Origin of the sequence: Labedaea rhizosphaerae (assembly GCF_004362825.1) — a bacterium.
GTDB lineage: Bacteria > Actinomycetota > Actinomycetes > Mycobacteriales > Pseudonocardiaceae > Labedaea > Labedaea rhizosphaerae.
This window is the reverse complement of the sequence record NZ_SNXZ01000001.1, coordinates 1,785,029-1,804,822: the sequence shown is the minus strand read 5'-3', so window position 1 is coordinate 1,804,822 and position 19,794 is coordinate 1,785,029. Positions and strand designations below refer to the sequence as shown.

At 69.9% G+C, this 19,794-nt stretch carries 17 protein-coding genes; 2 read left to right on the top strand and 15 right to left on the bottom strand.

From position 1 onward, the window contains the following. Window positions 1–36 precede the first annotated feature (36 nt). The 15 genes from EV186_RS08705 to eccCa all read right to left on the bottom strand — a co-directional run bounded on the left by EV186_RS08705 (window position 37) and on the right by eccCa (window position 16,689). Entirely contained in the window at window positions 37–306 is a 270-nt protein-coding gene (locus EV186_RS08705) for a hypothetical protein (RefSeq protein ID WP_133848474.1), read from the bottom strand. A gap of 10 nt (window positions 307–316) precedes the next feature. Continuing rightward, window positions 317–2,476: a WXG100 family type VII secretion target gene (locus EV186_RS38805; protein ID WP_166659058.1), complete on the bottom strand. Its 2,160-nt coding sequence runs from the start codon at window positions 2,474–2,476 to the stop codon at window positions 317–319. Between the two features lies 1 nt (window position 2,477). Next, window positions 2,478–2,777, bottom strand: a complete 300-nt coding sequence (locus EV186_RS08695; RefSeq protein WP_133848473.1) for a hypothetical protein — start codon at window positions 2,775–2,777, stop codon at window positions 2,478–2,480. A gap of 113 nt (window positions 2,778–2,890) precedes the next feature. Beyond that, a complete protein-coding gene (locus EV186_RS08690; RefSeq protein ID WP_133848472.1) occupies window positions 2,891–3,343 on the bottom strand; it encodes a hypothetical protein in 453 nt (150 codons plus the stop codon). After that, a complete protein-coding gene (locus EV186_RS08685) occupies window positions 3,340–5,394 on the bottom strand; it encodes a hypothetical protein (RefSeq protein WP_133848471.1) in 2,055 nt (684 codons plus the stop codon). Before EV186_RS08685 ends, EV186_RS08690 begins: the two co-directional genes overlap by 4 nt. A 1-nt stretch (window position 5,395) precedes the next feature. Further along, a complete protein-coding gene (locus EV186_RS08680; RefSeq protein ID WP_133848470.1) occupies window positions 5,396–5,749 on the bottom strand; it encodes a hypothetical protein in 354 nt (117 codons plus the stop codon). 126 nt (window positions 5,750–5,875) lie between these two features. Then, a complete protein-coding gene (locus tag EV186_RS39385) occupies window positions 5,876–6,100 on the bottom strand; it encodes a hypothetical protein (protein ID WP_208115502.1) in 225 nt (74 codons plus the stop codon). Beyond that, the gene (gene glmM, locus EV186_RS08670; protein WP_133848469.1) at window positions 6,097–7,434 is read right to left on the bottom strand and encodes a phosphoglucosamine mutase; all 1,338 of its coding nucleotides are present in this window, start codon (window positions 7,432–7,434) and stop codon (window positions 6,097–6,099) included. Before glmM ends, EV186_RS39385 begins: the two co-directional genes overlap by 4 nt. Window positions 7,435–7,715: 281 nt before the next feature. Further along, on the bottom strand, window positions 7,716–8,201 hold the full coding sequence (gene rpsI / locus EV186_RS08665; RefSeq protein WP_133848877.1) for a 30S ribosomal protein S9: 486 nt from the start codon (window positions 8,199–8,201) through the stop codon (window positions 7,716–7,718). 38 nt (window positions 8,202–8,239) lie between these two features. Then, complete coding sequence (rplM, locus tag EV186_RS08660) at window positions 8,240–8,683, bottom strand: 50S ribosomal protein L13 (RefSeq protein WP_133848468.1); 444 nt, start codon at window positions 8,681–8,683, stop codon at window positions 8,240–8,242. A 269-nt stretch (window positions 8,684–8,952) separates the two neighbouring features. Continuing rightward, window positions 8,953–9,243, bottom strand: a complete 291-nt coding sequence (locus tag EV186_RS08655) for a WXG100 family type VII secretion target (protein WP_133848467.1) — start codon at window positions 9,241–9,243, stop codon at window positions 8,953–8,955. 48 nt (window positions 9,244–9,291) lie between these two features. Then, window positions 9,292–9,603 (bottom strand): WXG100 family type VII secretion target, encoded by a 312-nt coding sequence (locus EV186_RS08650; protein WP_279538283.1) that lies wholly within the window; start codon window positions 9,601–9,603, stop codon window positions 9,292–9,294. Window positions 9,604–9,860: 257 nt separating this feature from the next. Next, a complete protein-coding gene (locus EV186_RS08645; RefSeq protein WP_133848465.1) occupies window positions 9,861–10,373 on the bottom strand; it encodes a hypothetical protein in 513 nt (170 codons plus the stop codon). Window positions 10,374–10,394: 21 nt separating this feature from the next. After that, on the bottom strand, window positions 10,395–12,245 hold the full coding sequence (locus tag EV186_RS08640; RefSeq protein WP_133848464.1) for a type VII secretion-associated protein: 1,851 nt from the start codon (window positions 12,243–12,245) through the stop codon (window positions 10,395–10,397). 448 nt (window positions 12,246–12,693) lie between these two features. Beyond that, window positions 12,694–16,689, bottom strand: a complete 3,996-nt coding sequence (gene eccCa, locus EV186_RS08635) for a type VII secretion protein EccCa (RefSeq protein WP_133848463.1) — start codon at window positions 16,687–16,689, stop codon at window positions 12,694–12,696. A gap of 248 nt (window positions 16,690–16,937) precedes the next feature. On the opposite strand from eccCa, the gene eccD reads away from it, so the two are divergent. After that, on the top strand, window positions 16,938–18,338 hold the full coding sequence (gene eccD, locus EV186_RS08630) for a type VII secretion integral membrane protein EccD (RefSeq protein ID WP_133848462.1): 1,401 nt from the start codon (window positions 16,938–16,940) through the stop codon (window positions 18,336–18,338). After that, a complete protein-coding gene (gene mycP / locus EV186_RS08625; RefSeq protein ID WP_341814395.1) occupies window positions 18,338–19,768 on the top strand; it encodes a type VII secretion-associated serine protease mycosin in 1,431 nt (476 codons plus the stop codon). The genes eccD and mycP overlap by 1 nt, the downstream gene beginning before the upstream one ends. Window positions 19,769–19,794: the final 26 nt, after the last annotated feature.

Here is a 19,794-nt window from a genome sequence, read left to right as displayed (position 1 = left end):
TCCACTTCGGCGCTGATCCTTTCCAGAAGGAAAGGATCAGCTCAACCACCCGGAACTGTAGTAGCCGGTCTCGGACGGATCGACCTGCTGCGGCTCGCGCCGAGGCCGCCGCGCGGTCCGCTCGATCTGCGGTTCGGGCTCAGGCTCGGCCTCGGCGGCGGCCCTCGCCTCCTCGCGTTCCCAGTAGTAGGCGATGTCCTCGCGCTCGGCCTGGAACTCGTCGTCGATGCGGGCCATGGTCGCCGCGGTCCGCGCCGCGATCTCCTCGTAAGGGGCCGCGATCGCCCTCGGGTCCGGCGTGCTCATCGACTCCTCCTCACTGCCGGTTCGGCGCTTCGTCGCCGATCACGCCGTCGAACCGCTCGGCCGGGTCCGGGTCCGTGAACAGGTTGCCCTCGGTGCGCCACTGGGACGCGCCGCGCTCGTGGTCGCCGCCGCCCGAGCCGTGGCCGCCGCCCATGCCCATCATCGGCATGCCGCCACCGCCCATGCCACCGGCGGGGTGCGCGGGACCGGCCGCCGCGGGCGCCACAGCCTGCTGCGCGCCCTGGTTGCCGCCTTGCGGTGAGGCGCCGGTGACCGCGCCGGGCTGGCGGGTTTCCTGGCCGCTGGTGCCCGGGCTGCCGTCGGTGCCGGTGCCACCCGAGTAGTCCCCGCCACCCCCGCCGGCGCCACCACCTGCCCCACCACCAGCGCCCCCACCTGCGCCGCCAACGCCAGAGCTAGCAGTGCTAGAAGAACTAGCACCGCTAGAACTAGCGTCACTAGGATTGCTAGCAGCGCTAGAGCTAGCAGCGCTAGCATTGCCGCCCGCGCTGGTGTCGTGGTGCTGCGAGGTCTGCGACTGGTCCGCGTTGCCGGTGTCCGGGGTGCGGGTGTCCGGGGTGCCGGTGTCCTGGGCGGCGGACTGGTCGTCGAAGTCGACGGAGTACTCGGTCGGGTGGCCGGAACCGTCGTCCACGGTGAGCGAGATGCTGCCGTCGCCGCCATCGCGTTCGGCGGTGATGGTGGTCGAGCCGTCGTGGATGGTGACCTTCCCCGCTCCATCGTGACCAGTGCCCGAAAGGTCACCGTTGAAGGAACCCTTGTCCCCCTGAGCGGTGCTCTGACCGGGGCTCTGGCCGGTGTCCTGGCCGGCGTCGAAGTCCAGGTCGTAGTCCTTGGGCTTGCCGCTGCCGTCGTCGACGGAGAGGTGGACGTGCCCGCCGCCGTGCTCGCTGTCGACGGTGATCGTGCGGTCGCCGTCCTTGATGGTCACCGACTCCTTGCCGCCGGTCGACTGTCCCGGAACCGGCTGCACACCAGAATCGGTCTGGCCTGGGGTGGTCTGGCCGAGCTGTCCCGGCGGTGGCTGCTGCTGGTTCGGGTCGGTCGTGCCGGGGTCGACCTGGCTGGGGTCGGTGGTGCCGGGCGGCGGCTGCTGCGTGCCCGGCCCGACCACGCCCGGGTGCTCGTCACGCCCCTGACCCGGGTCGCGGTCCTTGCCGGGGTCACGGTCCTTGCCCGGGTCGTGGTCCTTGCCCGGGTCGTGGTCCTTGCCCGGGTCGTGGTCGTGGCCGCCGTCGTCGGGCTTGCCCGACGGCATGGCGAGCTGGGCGAACGGGTCGATGTCGCCGGTGTCGCGCTGGGTGGTGAGCTGGCCGTTGAGTGTGGTCCACGAGTCCTTGACGGCCTTGTGCGCGGCGGCCAGGCGCTCGCGGAACCAGCGGATGGACGCGTTGTACTCGTCGCACATCTTGTCCAGGCCGCGGATGGTCTCGTCGCTCCGCCACGTGTCGCTGAACATGCCGCCGCCCTCGTTGAGGTCGACGGTGCCCGACTGCTTCATCTGCTCGACGGTGTAGCTGTGCTCGGTGTAGAGCCGGTAGTTGATGCGGTCGATCTGCGTGCTCGGCTCCGCGATCGTCATCGGCTCGGGAGCCGAGTCGACGAAGGCGGTGTTGCCGTCCTGCTTGTAGGCGATGGCGAAGACCGCGGGCCAACTGGCGTTCGAGGCCGAGCCGAGCGCGGTGCTGATCGTGGTCAGCGTGTCGTGGTAGGTCTGCAGCGCCTTGGCCAGCGTGTCGAACTGGCCGGCCGCGGCGTCGGCGGCCTTGCCGTGCCACGCGTTCTGCAGGCGGCCGCGCATGCCGGTGATCGCGGTCTTCATCGCGTCGGCCGAGCCGGCGAGCCCGGCGAGGCGCTGGGAGCTGGCGTCGAGGCGGTAAAACTCGCTGTCGTGCAGCTCGCCGTAGATCTTGTTGTCCTGCGCGGTGCCCCAAGGTTCCTGGTCCCAGCCGTTCTTGGCGGCCGGGTGCCCGCGCCACTTGCGGTAGATCTCGCCGTAGTTGGAGCTGCCTTGCTTGTGCTCGGAGATGATGTTGATGAAGGCGGAGACCGGGTCGTGGTCGAGCACGTCGTTGGACTTGCGCCCGGTGGCGACCTCGGGCTCCTTGAGCGCCGCGCGGATGGCGTCGGCGTTGGCTCCGGCACCCATCTCAGCGCCCGTCCACGGCGCCGAGGTTCATGGCCGCCTCGGCGTCGGTTTCCGTCGTCGTCTTGACCGCGGCGTTCAGCGCGGCGACGAGCTGGTCGACGTGCGGCAGCAGCTTGTCCAAGGAGCCGCGCAACGTGTCGCGCACGCCGGTGAACGTGCCCCCGACCCCGACGATGTCGCCGAGCTTGCCGAAGTGCTGCGCCGCGAGGTCGTCCGCGGCGGCGTAACTCTTGACCTGGTCCAGTGCCGACCGGAACTCCGCCAGATCGGCGACGACGGCGGAGATCTCCTCGTGCTGCATGTCCAGGCTTGAACCACCGTGTGGCATGGTGAACCCCCAGGTTCCATGTGCGGTGTTTTGTCCGAAACTAACACTCCGACGCGCACGGTGACCGGCCCGTTCCGTGCCGCCGATCACCGCCGACGACGAAACCCTTGGAAGCCTTCGTCTTCGTCGTCTTCGGTGGAGAAGTTGAGCACGCGCCCCTTGCCCGGACGGTCCGAAGTGGCCGGTTGCGGTTCCGGCACCTTCGGCGTCGGCCTCGGTGCGGGCGGTGGTGGCGGTGGGGGCGGCGCCGGCCGCTCGTCCTCGGCACCGAAGGACAACACCCGGTCCTTGCGTTCCCTTTCCGGCCAACGGTTCTGCGGCTCGGCCTCGGCCGGCGCCGACGCTTGCTCGGCCGCTTTCGCCTCAGCGAACGCGCGCATCCACACCGCCTGGTCCTGACGCTCGCCGGCCTTGCGCCGCGCAAGGTCCACGAGCTGTGCCGCTTGCTGCTCCTGCAACTCGTCGCGCGCGGCACGAAAAGCGGCCCGGCCGGCCTCGAATCGCGCGGTGATCGCCCGGATCGACGGATCCTCGCTCATCCTTGACCGCCCGGCTGGTCGGCGTTGACGGTGGCGCCGTCGCCCCAGCCACCCTCGCGTAGCCAGGCTTCGTGGTCGAATTCGTCTTCGAAGAGGTTCCCCGTGGTGCGCCAGCCGCTGCCGCCGCCGCGCTGCGAGTCACCGCCGCCACCACCGCCTCCGCCGCCCATGCCGCCCATCATCGGCATGCCGCCCATCGCCCCGGCCTGCTGACCGGCGTTGCCTTGATCAGGAGCGGCGGCCAGGGTCGCGTCGCCCGGGGCGGCGGGAGTCGTCGACCCGGCGTAGGCCAGGTCCGACTGGTCGTGGGGGTCGTGTCCGTGCCCGTGGTCCATCGGTGGGCCGCTGGGCGGCCCGTATTCGGCTTGCGGCGACGTCAACTGGACATCGCCGGCGCCCGTCTGGCCGCCGTAGTCCACGTTGTACGTCGATGGATGGCCGGTGCCGTCGTCGACGGTGAGCTTCAGCTGATCCGGGGCGCCGCCGGGGTGTTCGCCCGTGATGGTCGTCGCGCCGTCGTGGATCACCGCCTTGCCGCTGTCGTCGGCGGGCACGTGTTCGACGTCGTCGGACGCAGCGGCCTCGTCGTCCGGGTTCGCACCGGTCTGGCCGCTCGTCGGCGTCGTGAGACGGCCACCGGCGGCGCCACCGAAGTCCATGTCGTAGGTCTTCGCCTTGCCGGTGCCGTCGTCGATCGAGACCTTGACGTGGCCCTGTCCGTCCGGGCTCTGCACGCTGATCTTCCGGTCCCCGTCGGTGATCGTCACGGTTTCCGGTTCGGCCGCGGCAGGCGCGGTCAGTGCGGACGACAGGCCCGGCAAGGACGACGACGTGCTCAAGTCCGGCATCGTGACTGCCGCCGCGGGCGCCGTGGCCGAGCCGACCACGGGGGCTTCTGTGGGCGGGCGGTACGGCGGGACGTACGAGGACCCACCGCCGGTGTAGCCACCGCCAGCACCCGCGTTCGCGGGCGTGGTCGTCGATGTGGTCGTCGCACCCGTGGGGGTCCTGGTCTGCGGGGTCTGGGTGTCCTGAGGTGGCGGAGCCAGCTTCGCGAAGGGGTTGGCCGGGGCGGCCTCGCCCGCGGTGCCCATCCGCATGCCGTCGATCACCGGCTGGAGCTCCCCGAACGCCTTCAGGATGAGGTCGAAACTGGTACCGATGGTCGCCCGGAACGCCTTCGCGGCGGAGTGGTACGCCTGCGTGAAGTTGTCCAGTGCGACCTTGCTGACCACCGCCTCGCTCAGGTAGTTCATGCCGTCGTCGGTGAACTCGGGGAAATACACATCACCCGCGAAGTCCCTGCCGTGGGTCTTCGCGTAGTCGATCAGCTCCGGCAGGGTCCTGGCGCCGGACCTTTCCGTCACCATGTCGAAGTTCTGCAGCCGCTTCTGCCAGCCGCCGACGTCCTCTTTTCCGTACTCGGCAACGAACCAGCCACCGAACTGGTCGGGGTCGCCGTACCGGGCGATCTCTTTCACCGCTTCTCGGGCGTTCGCCCACAAACCGCGGACGGCGGCGTCCAGTTTCGCGTTCGAGTCCGCGTACATCGACGCAGCTGTGTCGATGTCGGTGAACCGGTCGAGGGCCGCGTCGGCCGCCTTTCCCTCCCACACCTGCGAGACCGAGTTCTTCGCGTCCCGCATCGCCTGGGAAAGGTTGCCGCCGACATTCGTCATGCTCTTGAACCGCTGCGCCATGTCGTAGATCAGGCCGAAATTGATCGTCCCGATTTGCGGCAGCCGATTTTCCACACATTGCTCATTGGGGTAGGGAACGCTGTCCCACGCTGTCGGGTTGTACGGCTCCGGCCGCGCGCCACCCGGCGCACCCCTGACGGAGGAATCCGGCCAGTCACCGCCGGCCCAACTGCTCTTCCGCCACTTGTCGTAGATCGGCCCCCACTGCTGCATCAGGTCCCAGAACTTGCGCAGCGGGCCTTCCATGATGTTGGCGCCCGTGTCGTTGTCCACGACATCGGCCGGCGCGCCCGCCCTGATCTGGTCGTCGAGCAACTGCGACGCGTCGGTCGTCAACGTTCCGCCGGCCATCTCAGGCGCCACCTTCCGCCTTGCCCTGCAGGTCCTTCGCGTTGCTTTCGTCGGTGTAGTCGACGGTGCCCGCGGCCTGCATCAGCGATTGGCCCATGGAGTGAACGAAGGCGCTGGCGTATCCCAGCGAATCGACCAGGTGGCCGACGATCGCCATCAGGTCTTCGACGGTCTTGCTCGTCTCGGGAATCCCACCGAATTCCTTTGGGCTCGCCGGATCGATCCGCGGCTTCGCGAACTTGGCGGCGTCTTCCAGCGCTTCGGACAGCGCCCGGAAATCGTTGGCGATGAGGCCGACCTCTTCGGTCGACATGCTCGTCTTGCCATAGGCCGTGGGCGCAGACCCGTCAGGCATGGGTTCCCCTCCCCGTTGTCCCCTGCTGACCGCGACCCACTCAGGGTTTCGCGGTGAACGCACAGAGCAATGTACCCAGCGACCTTCGGTCACCGAGTGCGAACGGGGGATTTCAGCCGATCGGGCCTACTGGCCGTACGGGCCCTGCCATTGCTGGGGCGGTTGCGGCGGTTGCGGCTGCTGATGGCCCGGCTGTGGATGACCTTGTGGATAACCCTGCTGCGGGTACGGCGGCTGCTGCGGGTACATCGCCTGCCGCTTGCGGCGGCTGCGCGCCCGCACGACCAGCATGACCACGCCGATCAGCAGCAGGAGGGGGATCAGCAGCTCCAGGACGCCGAGGTAGCTCATACAGCGGCGACGACTTCGGCCAGGCGGTGAGCGGCGGCGTCCGCTTCGGCCTGGCTGGGCGCCTCGACCATCACGCGCACCAGCTGCTCGGTGCCCGATGGGCGCAGCAGCACGCGGCCGGTCTCGCCCAGTTCCTTCTCCACCATGGCCACAGCTTCGCTGACGGTGGGGGAAGTCGCCACCGCGGCCTTGTCGCTTACCTTCACGTTGACCAGGACCTGCGGCAACCGCCGGACCACCGCCGCCAGCTCCGCGAGGGGCTTGTTCGTCGCGGCCACCTGGGCCATCAGGCGCATCGCGGTCAGCAGGCCGTCACCAGTCGTGGCGTGGCTGGGCAGGACGATGTGACCGGACTGCTCACCACCGAGCGAGAAGCCGCCGGCACGCAGCTCTTCCAGCACGTAGCGGTCGCCCACCGCCGTCGTGCGCAGGGTGACGCCGCGGTCCTTCATGGCCAGGTGCAGGCCGAGGTTGCTCATGACCGTCGCGACCAGGGTGCCGTCGGCCAGCTCGCCCGCCTCGTGCATCGCGAGGGCCAGCACGGCCATGATCTGGTCGCCGTCGACCAGCTCGCCGTTGCCGTCCACGGCCAGGCAGCGGTCGGCGTCGCCGTCGTGGGCGATGCCCAGGTCGGCCTTCTCGGCCACGACGGTCTCACGCAGGGTGTCCATGTGCGTCGAGCCGCACGCTTCGTTGATGTTCTCGCCGTCGGGCAGGGCGTTGATGGCGATGACCTCGGCCCCCGCCTCGCGGTAGGCCTGCGGGGCGGCGGCCCACGCGGCGCCGTTCGCGCAGTCGACGACGACCCGCAGCCCGTCGAGGCGGTGCGGGATGGCGCCCAGCAGGTGCGCGATGTAGCGGTCCTGGGCATCCGGCAGGTCGTACACGCGACCCACCCCCGCGCCGGTCGGGCGCTCCGGCCCGGCGGCCATGCCGGCCTCGATGCGGTCCTCGACGTCGTCGGCCAGCTTCTGGCCGCCCTTGCCGAAGATCTTGATGCCGTTGTCGGGCATCGGGTTGTGCGACGCGGAGATCATCACGCCGAGGTCGGCGTTGAGCTCACCGGTCAGGAACGCGACCGCGGGCGTGGGCAGCACGCCCACCTGCATGACGTCGACACCGGCCGACGCCAGGCCCGCGCACACCGCCGCCTGCAGCATCTCGCCGCTGGCGCGGGGATCCCGGCCGACCACGGCGGTCGGCCGCACCTCCGACCCACCCGTCTGCGGGGCAAGCACACGCGCCGCGGACGCGGCCACGGCCATTGCCAGCTCGGGGGTCAGGTCGGCGTTGGCCAGGCCACGCACCCCGTCGGTTCCGAACAGACGCGCCATCGTCGGCACACCCTCCAAAGGCGAGGAAGAACTCCGGAAACAACTACGGGAGCAGCGGGACGGGTCCCACTGCTCCCGTAGTAAAGACGTCGAAACCAATGTGCAGGTTGTGTCAGTGCATCAACTTCGGCGGTGCCACGTTGGTCGAGACGCAACGCACCCACGCTGGTTCGGCAGGAACTCGCACCGCGGGGGTCCGGGGGCTCGGCCCCCGGGCAGACACAGCGACGGGTCTCAGGGCGAGCGCTCTCCGCGAGCACGCCTCGCCCCGAACCGGCGCGTCAGCGCTTGGAGTACTGCGGCGCCTTGCGCGCCTTCTTCAGGCCGTACTTCTTGCGCTCCTTGACCCGCGGGTCACGGGTGAGGAAGCCGGCCTTCTTCAGCGTCGGCCGGTCGTCGCTGTCGAGCTCGATCAGCGCACGGGCGATCGCCAGCCGCAGCGCACCCGCCTGGCCGGTGATGCCACCGCCGTTGAGGTTCGCGCGGACGTCGAAGGTGTCGGTCTTCTCCAGCAGGACCAGCGGCTCGCGGATGAGCTGCTGGTGCACCTTGTTGGGGAAGTAGTCCTCGAGGGTCTTGCCGTTGAGGGTGAACTTGCCCGAGCCGGGCGTGATGCGCACCCGGACCACGGCCTCCTTGCGGCGGCCGACGGTCTGCGCGGTCTCCGCGGTGAGGCGGGGCGCGCGCGGCGTCTCCTCTTCGACGGCTTCCGCGACGTCGGTGCTCTCGACCGGCGTGGCCGTGGTCTCGGCCACCTCAGCGGTCAGGTGCTCCGTCTCCGGCACCTCGACGGTCTGCTCTTCGCTCACTTCTCGACCTTCTCCACCTGGAACGGCTTGGGCTGCTGGGCGGCGTGCGGGTGCTCAGGGCCGGCGTAGACCTTGAGCTTGCTGCCCTGGGCGCGGCCCAGCTTGTTCTTGGGCAGCATGCCCTTGACGACCTTCTCCAGCAGCTTCTCCGGCGCGGAGTCAAGCAGCTCACCGAAGGACTTCTTGCGCAGGCCGCCCGGGTAACCGCTGTGGCGGTACGCGAAGGCCTGCTCACGCTTGTTGCCGGTCAGCACGACCTTCTCCGCGTTGACGATCACGACGAAGTCGCCGGTGTCCACGTGCGGTGCGAAAGTCGGCTTGTGCTTGCCCCGCAGCAGCGTTGCGACCTGCGTGGCGAGACGGCCGAGCACCACGTCCTCGGCGTCGATCACGTGCCAGGCGCGTTCGACCTCGCCGGGCTTCGGGCTGTACGTGGGCACGGTCTACCTCATCGTCGCTTGCGTCTCGGGTTCGTGCGGGCTTGTCCTGCCGAAGCTGGGCGCCACGCTCGATACTGCGGGCGCGCAGACGTCACGACGCGCCGCACAACAAAGTAAGAAGATACCTGGTGGCTTGGGCGCCTTCCAAACCGGGGTCTGGTCGGCGCGGACTCGCCCCGGCCACTGTACCCAAACACGAAGACACGCCCCGGCCGATCGGTCCGGGGCGTGTCTTTTGAGTCGATCAGCCAGCCAGGGCTAGCGCGACCTCAGGACTGGAAGCGAGCGGTGTTCGACTGCTCGCCGGCGCGGTAGGCCTCGTTGGCGCTGTGCACGGCGACACCGATCGAGTGCAGGACCTGCTGCAGGTCGTTGGCGGCCTGGTCCCACTTGGCCTGCAGGGCCTGGTACTGCTCGTGGGCAGCACCCTGCCAGGTGCTCACCAGCGGCGCGAGGTACTGCTTGAGGTCGTCCAGCGACTGCTGGACCTTGCCGGCCGCGCTGGTGATGTTGCCACCGGCCGCCTCCAGCGAGCCGAATGTGACCTTGATCTCGGACATTGAGAACTCCCCTTAAGTCTTTAGGTCTACTGGATGGTCTGGAACAGCTCAGCCGAGCGTGTTGGTGATGTTGGAGAAGGCGTCCTGCTGCGACTGCTCCGACTCGTTGTACTGCGAGCCCGCCGCCTGCAGCTGCTCGGCGATGCCCTGCAGCGCCTGGTTCAGCTTCTTCTCGTCATCCGCGAACCGGACCATCAGCTGGTCGAAGGCCGTCTTGGCCATGCCGCGCCATGCCGACTCCAGCTCGGTCAGCTGACCGTAGAGCGACTTGAGGTCGCCCTCGATCTGCTCCTTGACGCCCACGACCTTCTGGTGCGCGTCAGTGAACTGCTGAACTGTTCCTTCGTAGCCGCCAGCCATTGGGTGTGACCCCCTTCTTGAAGTTCGGGTTCGAACGTTCATTTCGTTCGTACGCCGCTTACGACGCAGACCCTGCCAGGTTTGGTTCCCACTTGTCTCTCCCCGGCGCGAGGTCGTTGCGAGAGTGAACGCTCACCGAGGGAACCCGCAGGTGAACGGCATGGTCGGGAAACCGGCGCCCAGGCGGGGAGCCGTCCGGTTAATCGTGCACGACCTGCGGTTATGCAAATGCGAACCCGGTTCGCACCAGCAATTCCCTAGCCTTCGAACAGGATTCGCTCTTGCGAAAAGTCGTCATCGTCATCACTCGTTCGGGGAACCGGGCGGCGCCGGCCACGCGCCGGAGCCACCGGCGGCTCGACGACGGGCGGCCGCGGCTCCTCTTCGCCCGGCGGCTCGTCCCGGGTCGTCGACGCGGACATGATCTTCTCCTGGGAGAAGTCGTCGTCCTCGTCCTCGGCCGGCGGGCGGACCGGCCGCTCCTCGCGCACCATGCCCGCCTGGACCAGCTCCTCGGCCGAGGGCAGGGGCTCGACCGGCAGGCCCTGCTCGTCGCGGAACTTCACGGCCTGCTCGCGCAGTTGCTTGGACGTCAGCTCGTCCGGCCGGGCGACCAGCGAACGGTTGCGGGTCGCCTCGGCGAGCTTCGCGGTCTCCGCGCGGAACGCCGCCGAGTCCGCGCGTGCCTCGGCGCTGACCCGCCGGGCCCGGCTCACGGCCGCGTCCAGCTCGGCGTCGAACCTCGCGAACGCGTCGCCGAAGCTGGTCATGCCGCACCTCTCGTCATCAGCTCACCCCACGACGGTGAGCGTGCCGACCACCATCTCGCACGCCGCGTCGGCCCGCCGCGGCGTGCCGCCGCCCGCGTCGTCGCGCCGGCAGCCGATGCTGACCTGCACGGTCTTCTGGAACACCACGTACCAGTCGATCGTCGCGGCACCGGTGTTGGTCGTCACCCCTTGCCGGTAGTGAACGACATCTTTCCCCGCATAGTGGGCGTCCGGGTCGAAATCGGTGAACTTCGCCCCCGCCGCGTCGAAGTCGGCGCGGAGCTTGGTCACCGCCCGGATCCGGTCGGCCGTGCTGTCGTAGGTGAGCACGGCCTCCTCGACATAGACCAGGTCCGGGCCGCCGACGGCGTCCGCGGGCTGGATCTCGACCTCGCGCCGCTGCGGGTCGCCGCCGGTCTGCTTCCAGTCCGGCGGCATGGCGAAGCGGTAGTCGTACTGCGCGATCTCCCGCCGGTTCAGCGCCGGATCCGGGGTCGTCGAGGTCGGGCTGGCCTGCCCGTCGCCACCCTTGGTCACCAGGACCAGCGTGATCACCAGGGCGACGATCACCAATAGCGCGCCGGTCAGCAACACCGCCGGCGCGCGCTTGCGGCGCGGCCGCTCGGGCGGCAGCCCGGTGTACGCGGGGTCGGCGAACGGGTGCGGCTGGATCGGCTGCGGGCCTGTGGGGACCGGGGTCGAGACGGGGTGTGGGCCGGACACGGCCGGGTCCTGGCGGCCCTCGGCGACCTCGGCGGGCAGCCGGCCGGTACGGGCCGGGTCGATGACGGCGGTGGCCCGCAGCGCACCGCGGGCGACCACGGTCTCCGGCTGGTCGAGGATCGTCGGGATCAGGTGGCAGCGCTGGTGCACCAGCCGCGCCACCATCGGGATCCGGCTCGAGCCGCCCACCAGGAAGATGCCCGCCAGCTCGGCGGTGTTCAGCCCGGCCTGCGCGATGGCGGCGTTGGCGAGGTCGACCGTGCCCGCGATCTGCTTGGCGATCAGGTTCTCCAGATCGGCCCTGGTCAGGTGCACGTCCGGGAACGGGCTGGGCAGCGGGATGTCGGTGTAGGTGTGCCGGGAGAGCGTCTCCTTGGCGTTGCGGACGTCCTGCCAGAGCACGCGGCGCCGACGCCGGTCGGGCAGGTCGCGGCCGGCGACGAGGTGGTCCCACGCCTCCTGGTCGGTGCCGCTGACCTGCCTGCCGATGTGCTCGACGATGAGCTGGTCGATGTCGGCGCCGCCGAAGTTCGGGTCGCCGCGGGTGGCCAGGACCTGGTAGCCGGGCGCGATGCGCTGGCCGACCTGCGGGACCCGGCGCACGACGCTGACGTCGACGGTGCCGCCGCCGAGGTCGATCACCGCGAGGGTGTCCTTGCCCTGTTCCTGGCGGGCGAAGCTCGCGGCGTGGAAGACCGCGGCGGCGACCGGTTCGGGAACCAGGATCACCGAGCGCGCGAAGGTGCTCGCCGCCGAGCGCAGAACCGTCGCCCGCACGCCACCCCAGTCGGCGGGGTGGGTGACCACGAGCTGGTCGACCGGGGCGCCGCCCGCGACCCGCCGGGCCTCGGCCACCGCGCGGCCGATGACCGCGCGGATGGCGGCGGTGACCGGCAGGACGGAGTTGCCGAGCAGGAGCTGGCCGTCGTCGATGCGGCGCTTGGGGTGCGGTTCGTAGCGCGACGGGTCGAGGGCGGCGTGCCGCTCGGCCTCCTGGCCGACGAACAGGGTGCCGTCCGGGGCCAGGTAGAGCGCGGAGGACATCAGCGGCTGGCCGTCGACCACGACGACCTGCGGTTCCCGGCCGTCGACGGAGACCACGACGCAGGTGCTCGACGTACCGAAGTCGACCGCCACCCGCACCGTCATAAGCCTCGCTCCGCCGTCACGCTGTGCCGTCGATGGTATTCGGGCAGTCCAGATGATGTTCTGGACGGTGTCGGTTGGGCCGGACGGGTGATCGGTGATCTTGCGGTTAGACGAGTTGATCTTTGGGTGCGGCCGGGGGTTGGTCCGGCTTGGTCTGTGGTCCCGGCGTGTTGGGGCGGCTTGGTTTGTGGTTCTGGATTTCAGTGGTGGGTTCGGTTTGACACGGGGACCCCCACGGCGGCCGGCAAGCGCGAAACAAGGGGCAGGCGGTGCTGCCCTTGCTTGCCGGACAGCGTATGGCCGCCGTGCCCCGTGTAAAACCGAACCCGGCGGCGCCACGTTTGCTTGGTCTCGCTGGGGCGGTCGTTGGGTGCGGCTTGGCCTCGCGGTTGTGCCTTGAATGGCCCACCCGGGACGCTCAGCGCCTCGAATGGGCCATTCAGGGCTGTCAGTCCGGTTGGATCCAGGCGATCTGGGCTCGCTGATCACCGAACTTGCGGCTGACGATCGTGCCTCGGCCGGGCGGTTGCTGCGACGGTTTGACGGTGCCCAGCAGGGCGCCTTCGTCCTTGCTACCGCTCATGACCATGCCCGTGCTCGCGATCTCGCGCAGCTTGCCGATGATCGGGTCGTACAGGGCGCGCGAGGCACCACCGGTGCGCCGGACGGTGATCAGGTGCAGGCCGACGTCCTTGGCCTGGGCCAGGAACTCCGACAGTGGCTGCAGCGGGTTGTTGCCCTGCGGGCACACCAGGTCGTAGTCGTCGACGATGAGGAACAGCTCGGGACCGGTCCACCAGGACCGGGTCTTCAACTGTTCCTGGGTCACGTCCGGGCCGGGCAGGCGCCGGGTCATCGAGCCCTTGACGTCGTTGATCATGCCCACCAGCTGGTTGGACGACACCGCGTAGCCCAGCAGGTAGTCCTGCTGGGACTCCGGGATGAAGCCCAGCATCGTGCGCCGGTAGTCGACGAGGATGATGACCGCTTCCTTCGCGGTGTAGCGGTCGAGGATGCCCCGCACGATCACGCGCAGCAGGTTCGTCTTGCCGGACTCGCCGTCGGCGAAGGCGAAGAAGTGCGGGTCCGCGTCGAAGTCCAGGTACAGCGGCGCGAGCGCGTCCTCGTTGACGCCGATCGGGATGAGCTTGGTGTTGCGGTTCGGGTCCTGGGCCAGCAGTTCCTCGTAGGGCATGAGGTCGGGCAGCAGCCGCACCTTCGGCGCGTGCTTGCCGCGCCAGGCACCGGCCACCTTCGCCATCGTGTCCTGCAGGCCCGAGGCCACGTCCTCGGTGCTGCTGGAGCCGTCGATGCGGGGCAGGCCCACGAGGAAGTGCAGCTTGTCCCTGGTCAACCCGCGACCGGGGCGGCCGGCGGGCACGTTGACCGCGGTGCGGCGGTCGATGTCGGACTCGCTGGGGTCACCGAGGCGCAGCTCGAAGCGAGTACCCAGCAGGTCCTTCACCGCAGGCCGGATCTCGGCCCACCGGTTCGCGGTCACGATGATGTGCACGCCGTAGGACAGACCGGTCGAGGCCAGGTTCATGACCTGCTGTTCGAGCGCCTCGAACTCCTGGCGGAAGTTCATCCAGCCGTCCACGATCAGGAACACGTCGCCGAACGGGTCGTCGCGCAGCTCGCCGCGGCGCTTGCGGTTGCGGAACTCGGTCATCGAGTCGACGCCCGCGTCGCGGAAGCGCTGCTCGCGCTCGCTGACCAGGGAGGTCACCTCGGCCACCATGCGGCGGGTCTTGTCCGGGTCGAGCCGGCTGGAGACGCCACCGACGTGGGGCATGTTCTCCAGGGTGGACAGCGTGCCACCACCGAGGTCGACGCAGAAGAACTGCGCTTCCTCGGCCGTGTGGGTCAGCGCCATCGACGCGATCAGCGTGCGCAGCATCATCGACTTGCCCGACTGCGGACCGCCGACGATGGCCGCGTGACCCGCGGCGCCGGAGAAGTCGGCCCACAACAGGTCACGACGCTGCTCGAACGGCCGGTCGACCAGGCCCAGCGGGATCTGCAGCCGCCCGTTGCCGTAGAACCCGACCGGCGAGAGACCGCGGTCCTCGGTCGGCGAGAGCGGCGGGAGCAGCGTGTCCAGCGACGGCGACTCGTCCAGCGGCGGCAGCCACACCTCGTGCGCGGGCGGGCCCTGCCCGACCAGCCGGCCGACGATCACCTCGAGCTCGGTGGGTTCGTTGGAGTCCTGCTCCTTGGGCTTCTCCACCACCGGCTCGAGCGGCTTCTCCGGCTCCTTCGGGATCTCCACGAAGTCGGGCACGAAGAGCTTCGCCCGCCGGTCACCGGTCACGGCGGCGGCCGGGCCCGCGGCCTGGATGCCCGCCGGGCGGTAGGGCCCGGAGACGTACGCGGCCTTGAACCGGACCATCGTGCTGGTGTCGAACTTCAGGTAGCCCGAACCGGGGATCGACGGCAGCTCGAAAGCGTCCGGCACACCGATCGCCGCGCGGGACTCCGCCGCGGAGAACGTCTTCAGGCCGATCCGGTAGGACAGGAACGTGTCCAGACCACGCAGCTTGCCTTCCTCGAGGCGCTGCGAGGCGAGCAGCATGTGCATCTGCAGCGACCGGCCGACGCGACCGATCTGCAGGAAGATGTCGATGAAGTCGGGCTTCGCGGTCAGCATCTCGGAGAACTCGTCGATGCAGATGAACAAGGCGGGCAACGGGTCGAGGTCGGCGCCGTTCTCCCGCGCCCGCTCGTAGTCCCAGACGTTCTTGTAGTTGCCCTTGGCCAGGACCTCCTGGCGCCGGTTCACCTCACCGGCGATGGCGTCGCGCATGCGGTCGACCAGCGTGAGGTCGCCGGCCAGGTTGGTGATCGTCGCGGCGACGTGCGGGGCCTTGTCCAGGCCGAGGAACGTCGCACCACCCTTGAAGTCGACGAGGATCATGTTGAGCTGCGACGACGAGTGCGTGGACAGCAGGCCCAGCACCAAGGTGCGCAGGAACTCCGACTTGCCGGAACCGGTGGCGCCGATGCACAGGCCGTGCGGGCCCATGCCCTCGGCCGCGGCTTCCTTGATGTCCAGTTCCACCGGCTGGCCGAACTCGCCGACGCCGAAGGGCACCCGGTAGCGGTCGCGGATCGGCCGCGGCCGCCACGCCTGGGCGACGTCGAAGGTCATCGGGTCACCGGGGATGCCGAGCAGCTCGAGCAGGCCCGGGTTGGACAGCAGCGGCTCCTCGTCGCCGGGCAGGTCGCTCTGCGCGCCCACGCGGTACGGCGAAAGCTTGCGGGCCAACGCCTCGGCCTCGGGCACGGTCATGGTGTCGGGCGCGCCGAACCACTCCACGCCGCTCGCGCTGCGGGCGCCGAGCCGGTCGGGCTCGACCACCAGGCGCAGGCCGCGGCGGGCGGTGAGGTTGCCCAGCGAGTCCGACAGGTCGAACAGGGTGACGCCGACCAGGCCCTCCTCGAGGATGATCTGCTCCTCGCGGGTGACCTCGCCGTCGTCGATCACGATGATCACGTGCGGCTGGTCGGGCTGCGGCGGGGCGTTGCGGGTGAACCGCTGCCGGTCGCGCAGCTCCTCGTCGAGCCACACCTCGACCTGGGCCAGCGAGCCGCTCATCATGCGCAGCGCACCGATGCCGTCGACGATCGTCGGGTGCTGGGTGTGCGGCAGCCACTTCACCCACTCCCACTCGTCCTTCGCCCGCCCGGACGTGACGACCGCGATCAGCACGTCGTCGGGGGTGTGGAAGGTGGCGAGCTGGCTGATCATGGCCCGGGCCAGGCCGCGGGTGCGCTCGCGCTCGCCGGCGAAGCCGACGGCGGCGAACCCGCGCACCGCGATGGAGATGGGCAGCAGCGGGACGATCGAGTGCGCGCGGACGAACCGGCGCAGCGCCAGCGTGGCGATCGGCTCGAGCTCGTCGACCGGGCCGGTCTGCGGCGGCACCAGCCGGGTGTCCAGGCGCTGCGAGCCGCGGCCGACGCGGATGTGGCAGAAGTCGGGGTCGGCCTGGCGGCGCTCCCACATGCGGCGGCTGGTGGCCATCGACCACAGCGCCTGCGGGTCCGGGTGGCTCCACTCCAGCGCGGCGCGCTGGTCGGTCGCGGCGTCGCGGGCGCGATCACGCATCTGGCCGAGGTAGCGCAAGTAGTCCTTGCGGTCCTCGTTCATCTCCGCTTTCTTCTGCCCGCCACCGCGGCCGCCACCACCGGCCATCATGCCGATGGTCGACATCAGGAACATGCCGCCGAACAGCAAGGACGTCGGGTTCCGCCCCATCCCGACGAACATGAAGACCATCATGCCGACCGAGGCCACGATCATGACCGCGGGCAGCATCTTCATCATGATGTTGCCGGGGATGACCCTGGGCACCTCGGGCGGCGGCTCCAGGTGGACCTCGCCGCCGGGCCGACGCGGTGCCGCAAGACGGGGCGACCGCTTGAACTGCAGCGTGCTCACCGGCGGAACAACTCCCCGAACTCGTCGTTGGGCAAGGCCACTGCCAAACCCCCTGCCTGGCTGTGCACGGCCGATTATCGACCGTGTCGCACAGCGTGCGCACCCGTGTTCGCCGAACCGGCCGTGAACGGCTGCGCGGTACGGCCATACTAGGGGCGCTCACCGACGCCCCGGACGCTGTTCGAGCAAACCCGGTGAGCCGCTGATCCAGGTCGGGACGTAGTACTGAGGAATGGGGTGGCCCAGCGGTGGCAACCGGGACGACGGTGTTCAGCCGGGTGACGGTGGTGGCACCACGCACGCGCATCGACGTTGCGCTGCCGTCGGACGTTTCCGTGGCGGACCTGCTGCCGATGCTGCTGGAGATGGCCAAGGAAGCGACGCCCGATGGGGGCGCCCGCCACGGCGGCTGGTGCCTGGCCAAGCTCGGCGACAGCCCGCTGGACCCGAGCCGCACCTTGGCTTCCCTCGGCGTCGTCGACGGTGAACTGCTGCAGTTGCGCAGGCGCAACGAGAACCCGCCGCCGCCCCTCTACGACGACGTCGTCGACGCGATCGCGGAGGCCACCCCGGACAGCTTCCGGCCCTGGACCAAGCAGACCGCGCACCGCATCGGGCACATCGCGGGCGGGCTCGCGCTCGTCGTCGCGGCGATCACCGTGCTGCTGGCCGGCCCCTTCGGCGGCGGCGACCGGATCCCGGCCGCGGTCACCGCGGGCATCGCGGCGATCATCGCCGTCGGCCTCGGCGCCACCATCGCCCGCGGCTACCAGGCCGAGACCACCGGCGTGATCATCGCCGCGGCCGGCGGGCTGCCGCTGTCGTTCGTCGCGGGGCTCTACATCGTGCCGGGCGAGCTCGGCGCGTGGAACCTGATGCTGGCCAGCGGTCTCGTGGTGATCGTCGGGGCCGCGTCGATCTTCCTGCTGGGCGCGGGCGTGACCACGTTCATCGCCGCCGTCACCGCGGGCACCCTGGGCATGCTGGCGTTCTTCGTCGGCGCGCTGAGCAACGTGCCGTCCGAGAGCATCGCGGCCGGTGCGGTCGCCGTCGCGCTCGCGGGCATCTCGCTGCTGCCGCGGCTGACCATCCAGCTGGCCAAGCTGCCGCTGCCGAACGTGCCGGGCAGTGCCGAGGACCTCAAGGAGGACACCGGCTTCCCGGACTACGAGTCGATCGAGCGGCGCGCGGGCCTGGCCCACGAGTACATGACCGGCATGATCGTCGGCGCCGGGCTCGTCGCCGCGCTGTCGGTCATCGAGATCTCCGCGTACTCCAGCATCTGGAACCTGCTGCTGTCGATCGTGGCCACCGCGGTGCTGCTGCTGCGCGGGCGCAGCTACGCCAACGGCGCGCAGGCGGTCGCACTGCTCTCGGCGGGAATCCTTGCCGCGGCGGGCATCCTGGTCGACTGGCTGATGCGGGCCGACGCGTTCGAGAAGCTGCTGTGGGTCTTCGCCGTGCTCGTGCTGATCGCGGCGGGCTCGATGGTGCTCGGCGTGGTGTTCCCCGAACAACGGTTCTCCCCGCCGCTGCGGCGCACGGTGGAGATCCTGGAGGCCATGTGCATCGCGCTGGTGCTGCCGCTCGCGCTCGCGGTCATGAACCTGTACATGGCCCTGCGCCACGCCAACATCTTCCCCAGCTGATGGCGATGCTGCCCTCGACCACGCGCGCCGCCGCTTTCCTCACCGCTGTCGGACTCCTGTTGGTCACGCCTGGCGTGGTGGTGGCCCAGCCGGCGACGTCCACCGACGCCGCCGAGCCCGGCTACGCCACGCCGCCGCCGCTGCCGCCAGGCACCCAGCCGCCCAACGACACCGGCAAGCCGGACCTGACCTACCAGCTGAAGACCGAGTGCGTGAAGTCGCTCGGGCAGAACATCCAGCTGCTCTACAAGTCCAAGGGCCAGGACCGGCTGCGCATCACCGAAGCCCAGAAGTTCGCCACCGGCAAGGACGTGAAGGTCGCGGTCATCGACACCGGCGTGCACCCGCACCCCTACCTGGGTGACCGGCTCAGCGGTGGCGGCGACTACGTCGACCAGAAGCGCAACGGCCTCGAGGACTGCGACGGGCACGGCACCGAGGTGGCCGGGATCATCGCGGCCAAGACGCCGTCGAAGATCGGCTTCAAGGGGGTCGCGCCGGACGCGACGATCGTCAGCATCCGCCAGTCCAGCGCCAACTACACGGGCAAACCCAAGGCGACGGCCGACGACCCGGATCCCAAAGACGTCCCGGCGGGCAACCTGACCACGCTGGCCATGGCCATCCGGCGGGCGTCCGACGCCGGCGCCAAGGTGATCAACATGTCGGTGGACAGCTGCCGCCCGGCCGGCCCGATCACGGCGCCGGAGCAGACGCTGCAGGCCGCGCTGCGCTACGCGGTGGATGTCAAGGACGTCGTCCTGGTCTCGTCCGCGGGCAACCTCAACCAGAACAACTGCCCGTCGCAGAACAACGGCCCGGACCCGCAGCGGCCGAGCACGATCGTCACGCCGCCGTGGTTCGCCGACTACGTGATGTCCGTGGCCGCCGTGGACGAGAACGGCGACCCCGCCGACTTCTCCGTGCAGGGCCCGTGGGTGACCGTGGCCGCGCCCGGCACCGACATCATCTCCCTCGACCCGGCCACCGACGGCCTGGCCAACCGCACGGTGATCAACGGGCAGCTGTCGCCGATCCAGGGCACCAGCTTCGCCGCGCCGTACGTGTCCGGCCTGGCCGCGCTCGTGCGGCAGAAGTACAAGACGCTCAACGCCCGGCAGGTGATGCGGCGCATCGAGCAGACCGCGCAGCACCCGGCGACGCCCGGCGGGCGGGACAACGTCGTGGGCTACGGGATGATCGACCCGGTGGCCGCGCTGACCACGTACATCCCGGAAGAGGACGGCGTCGCGCCGGCGAAGGCGATCAAGCTGCCCGGCGGCCTGCCGCCGGCCCAGGAGCCGGACTGGGCGCCGATGCAGGTGGCGTTGCTGGGCACCGGCGGCGGCATCGGGCTGCTGTTCGCAACGATGTTCGTGGTGCACACCGTGCGCCGCAACAAGGGACCGAAACCCGCGCACCGCACCTGACGGCGATTCTCTGGGGGACGAGAAGA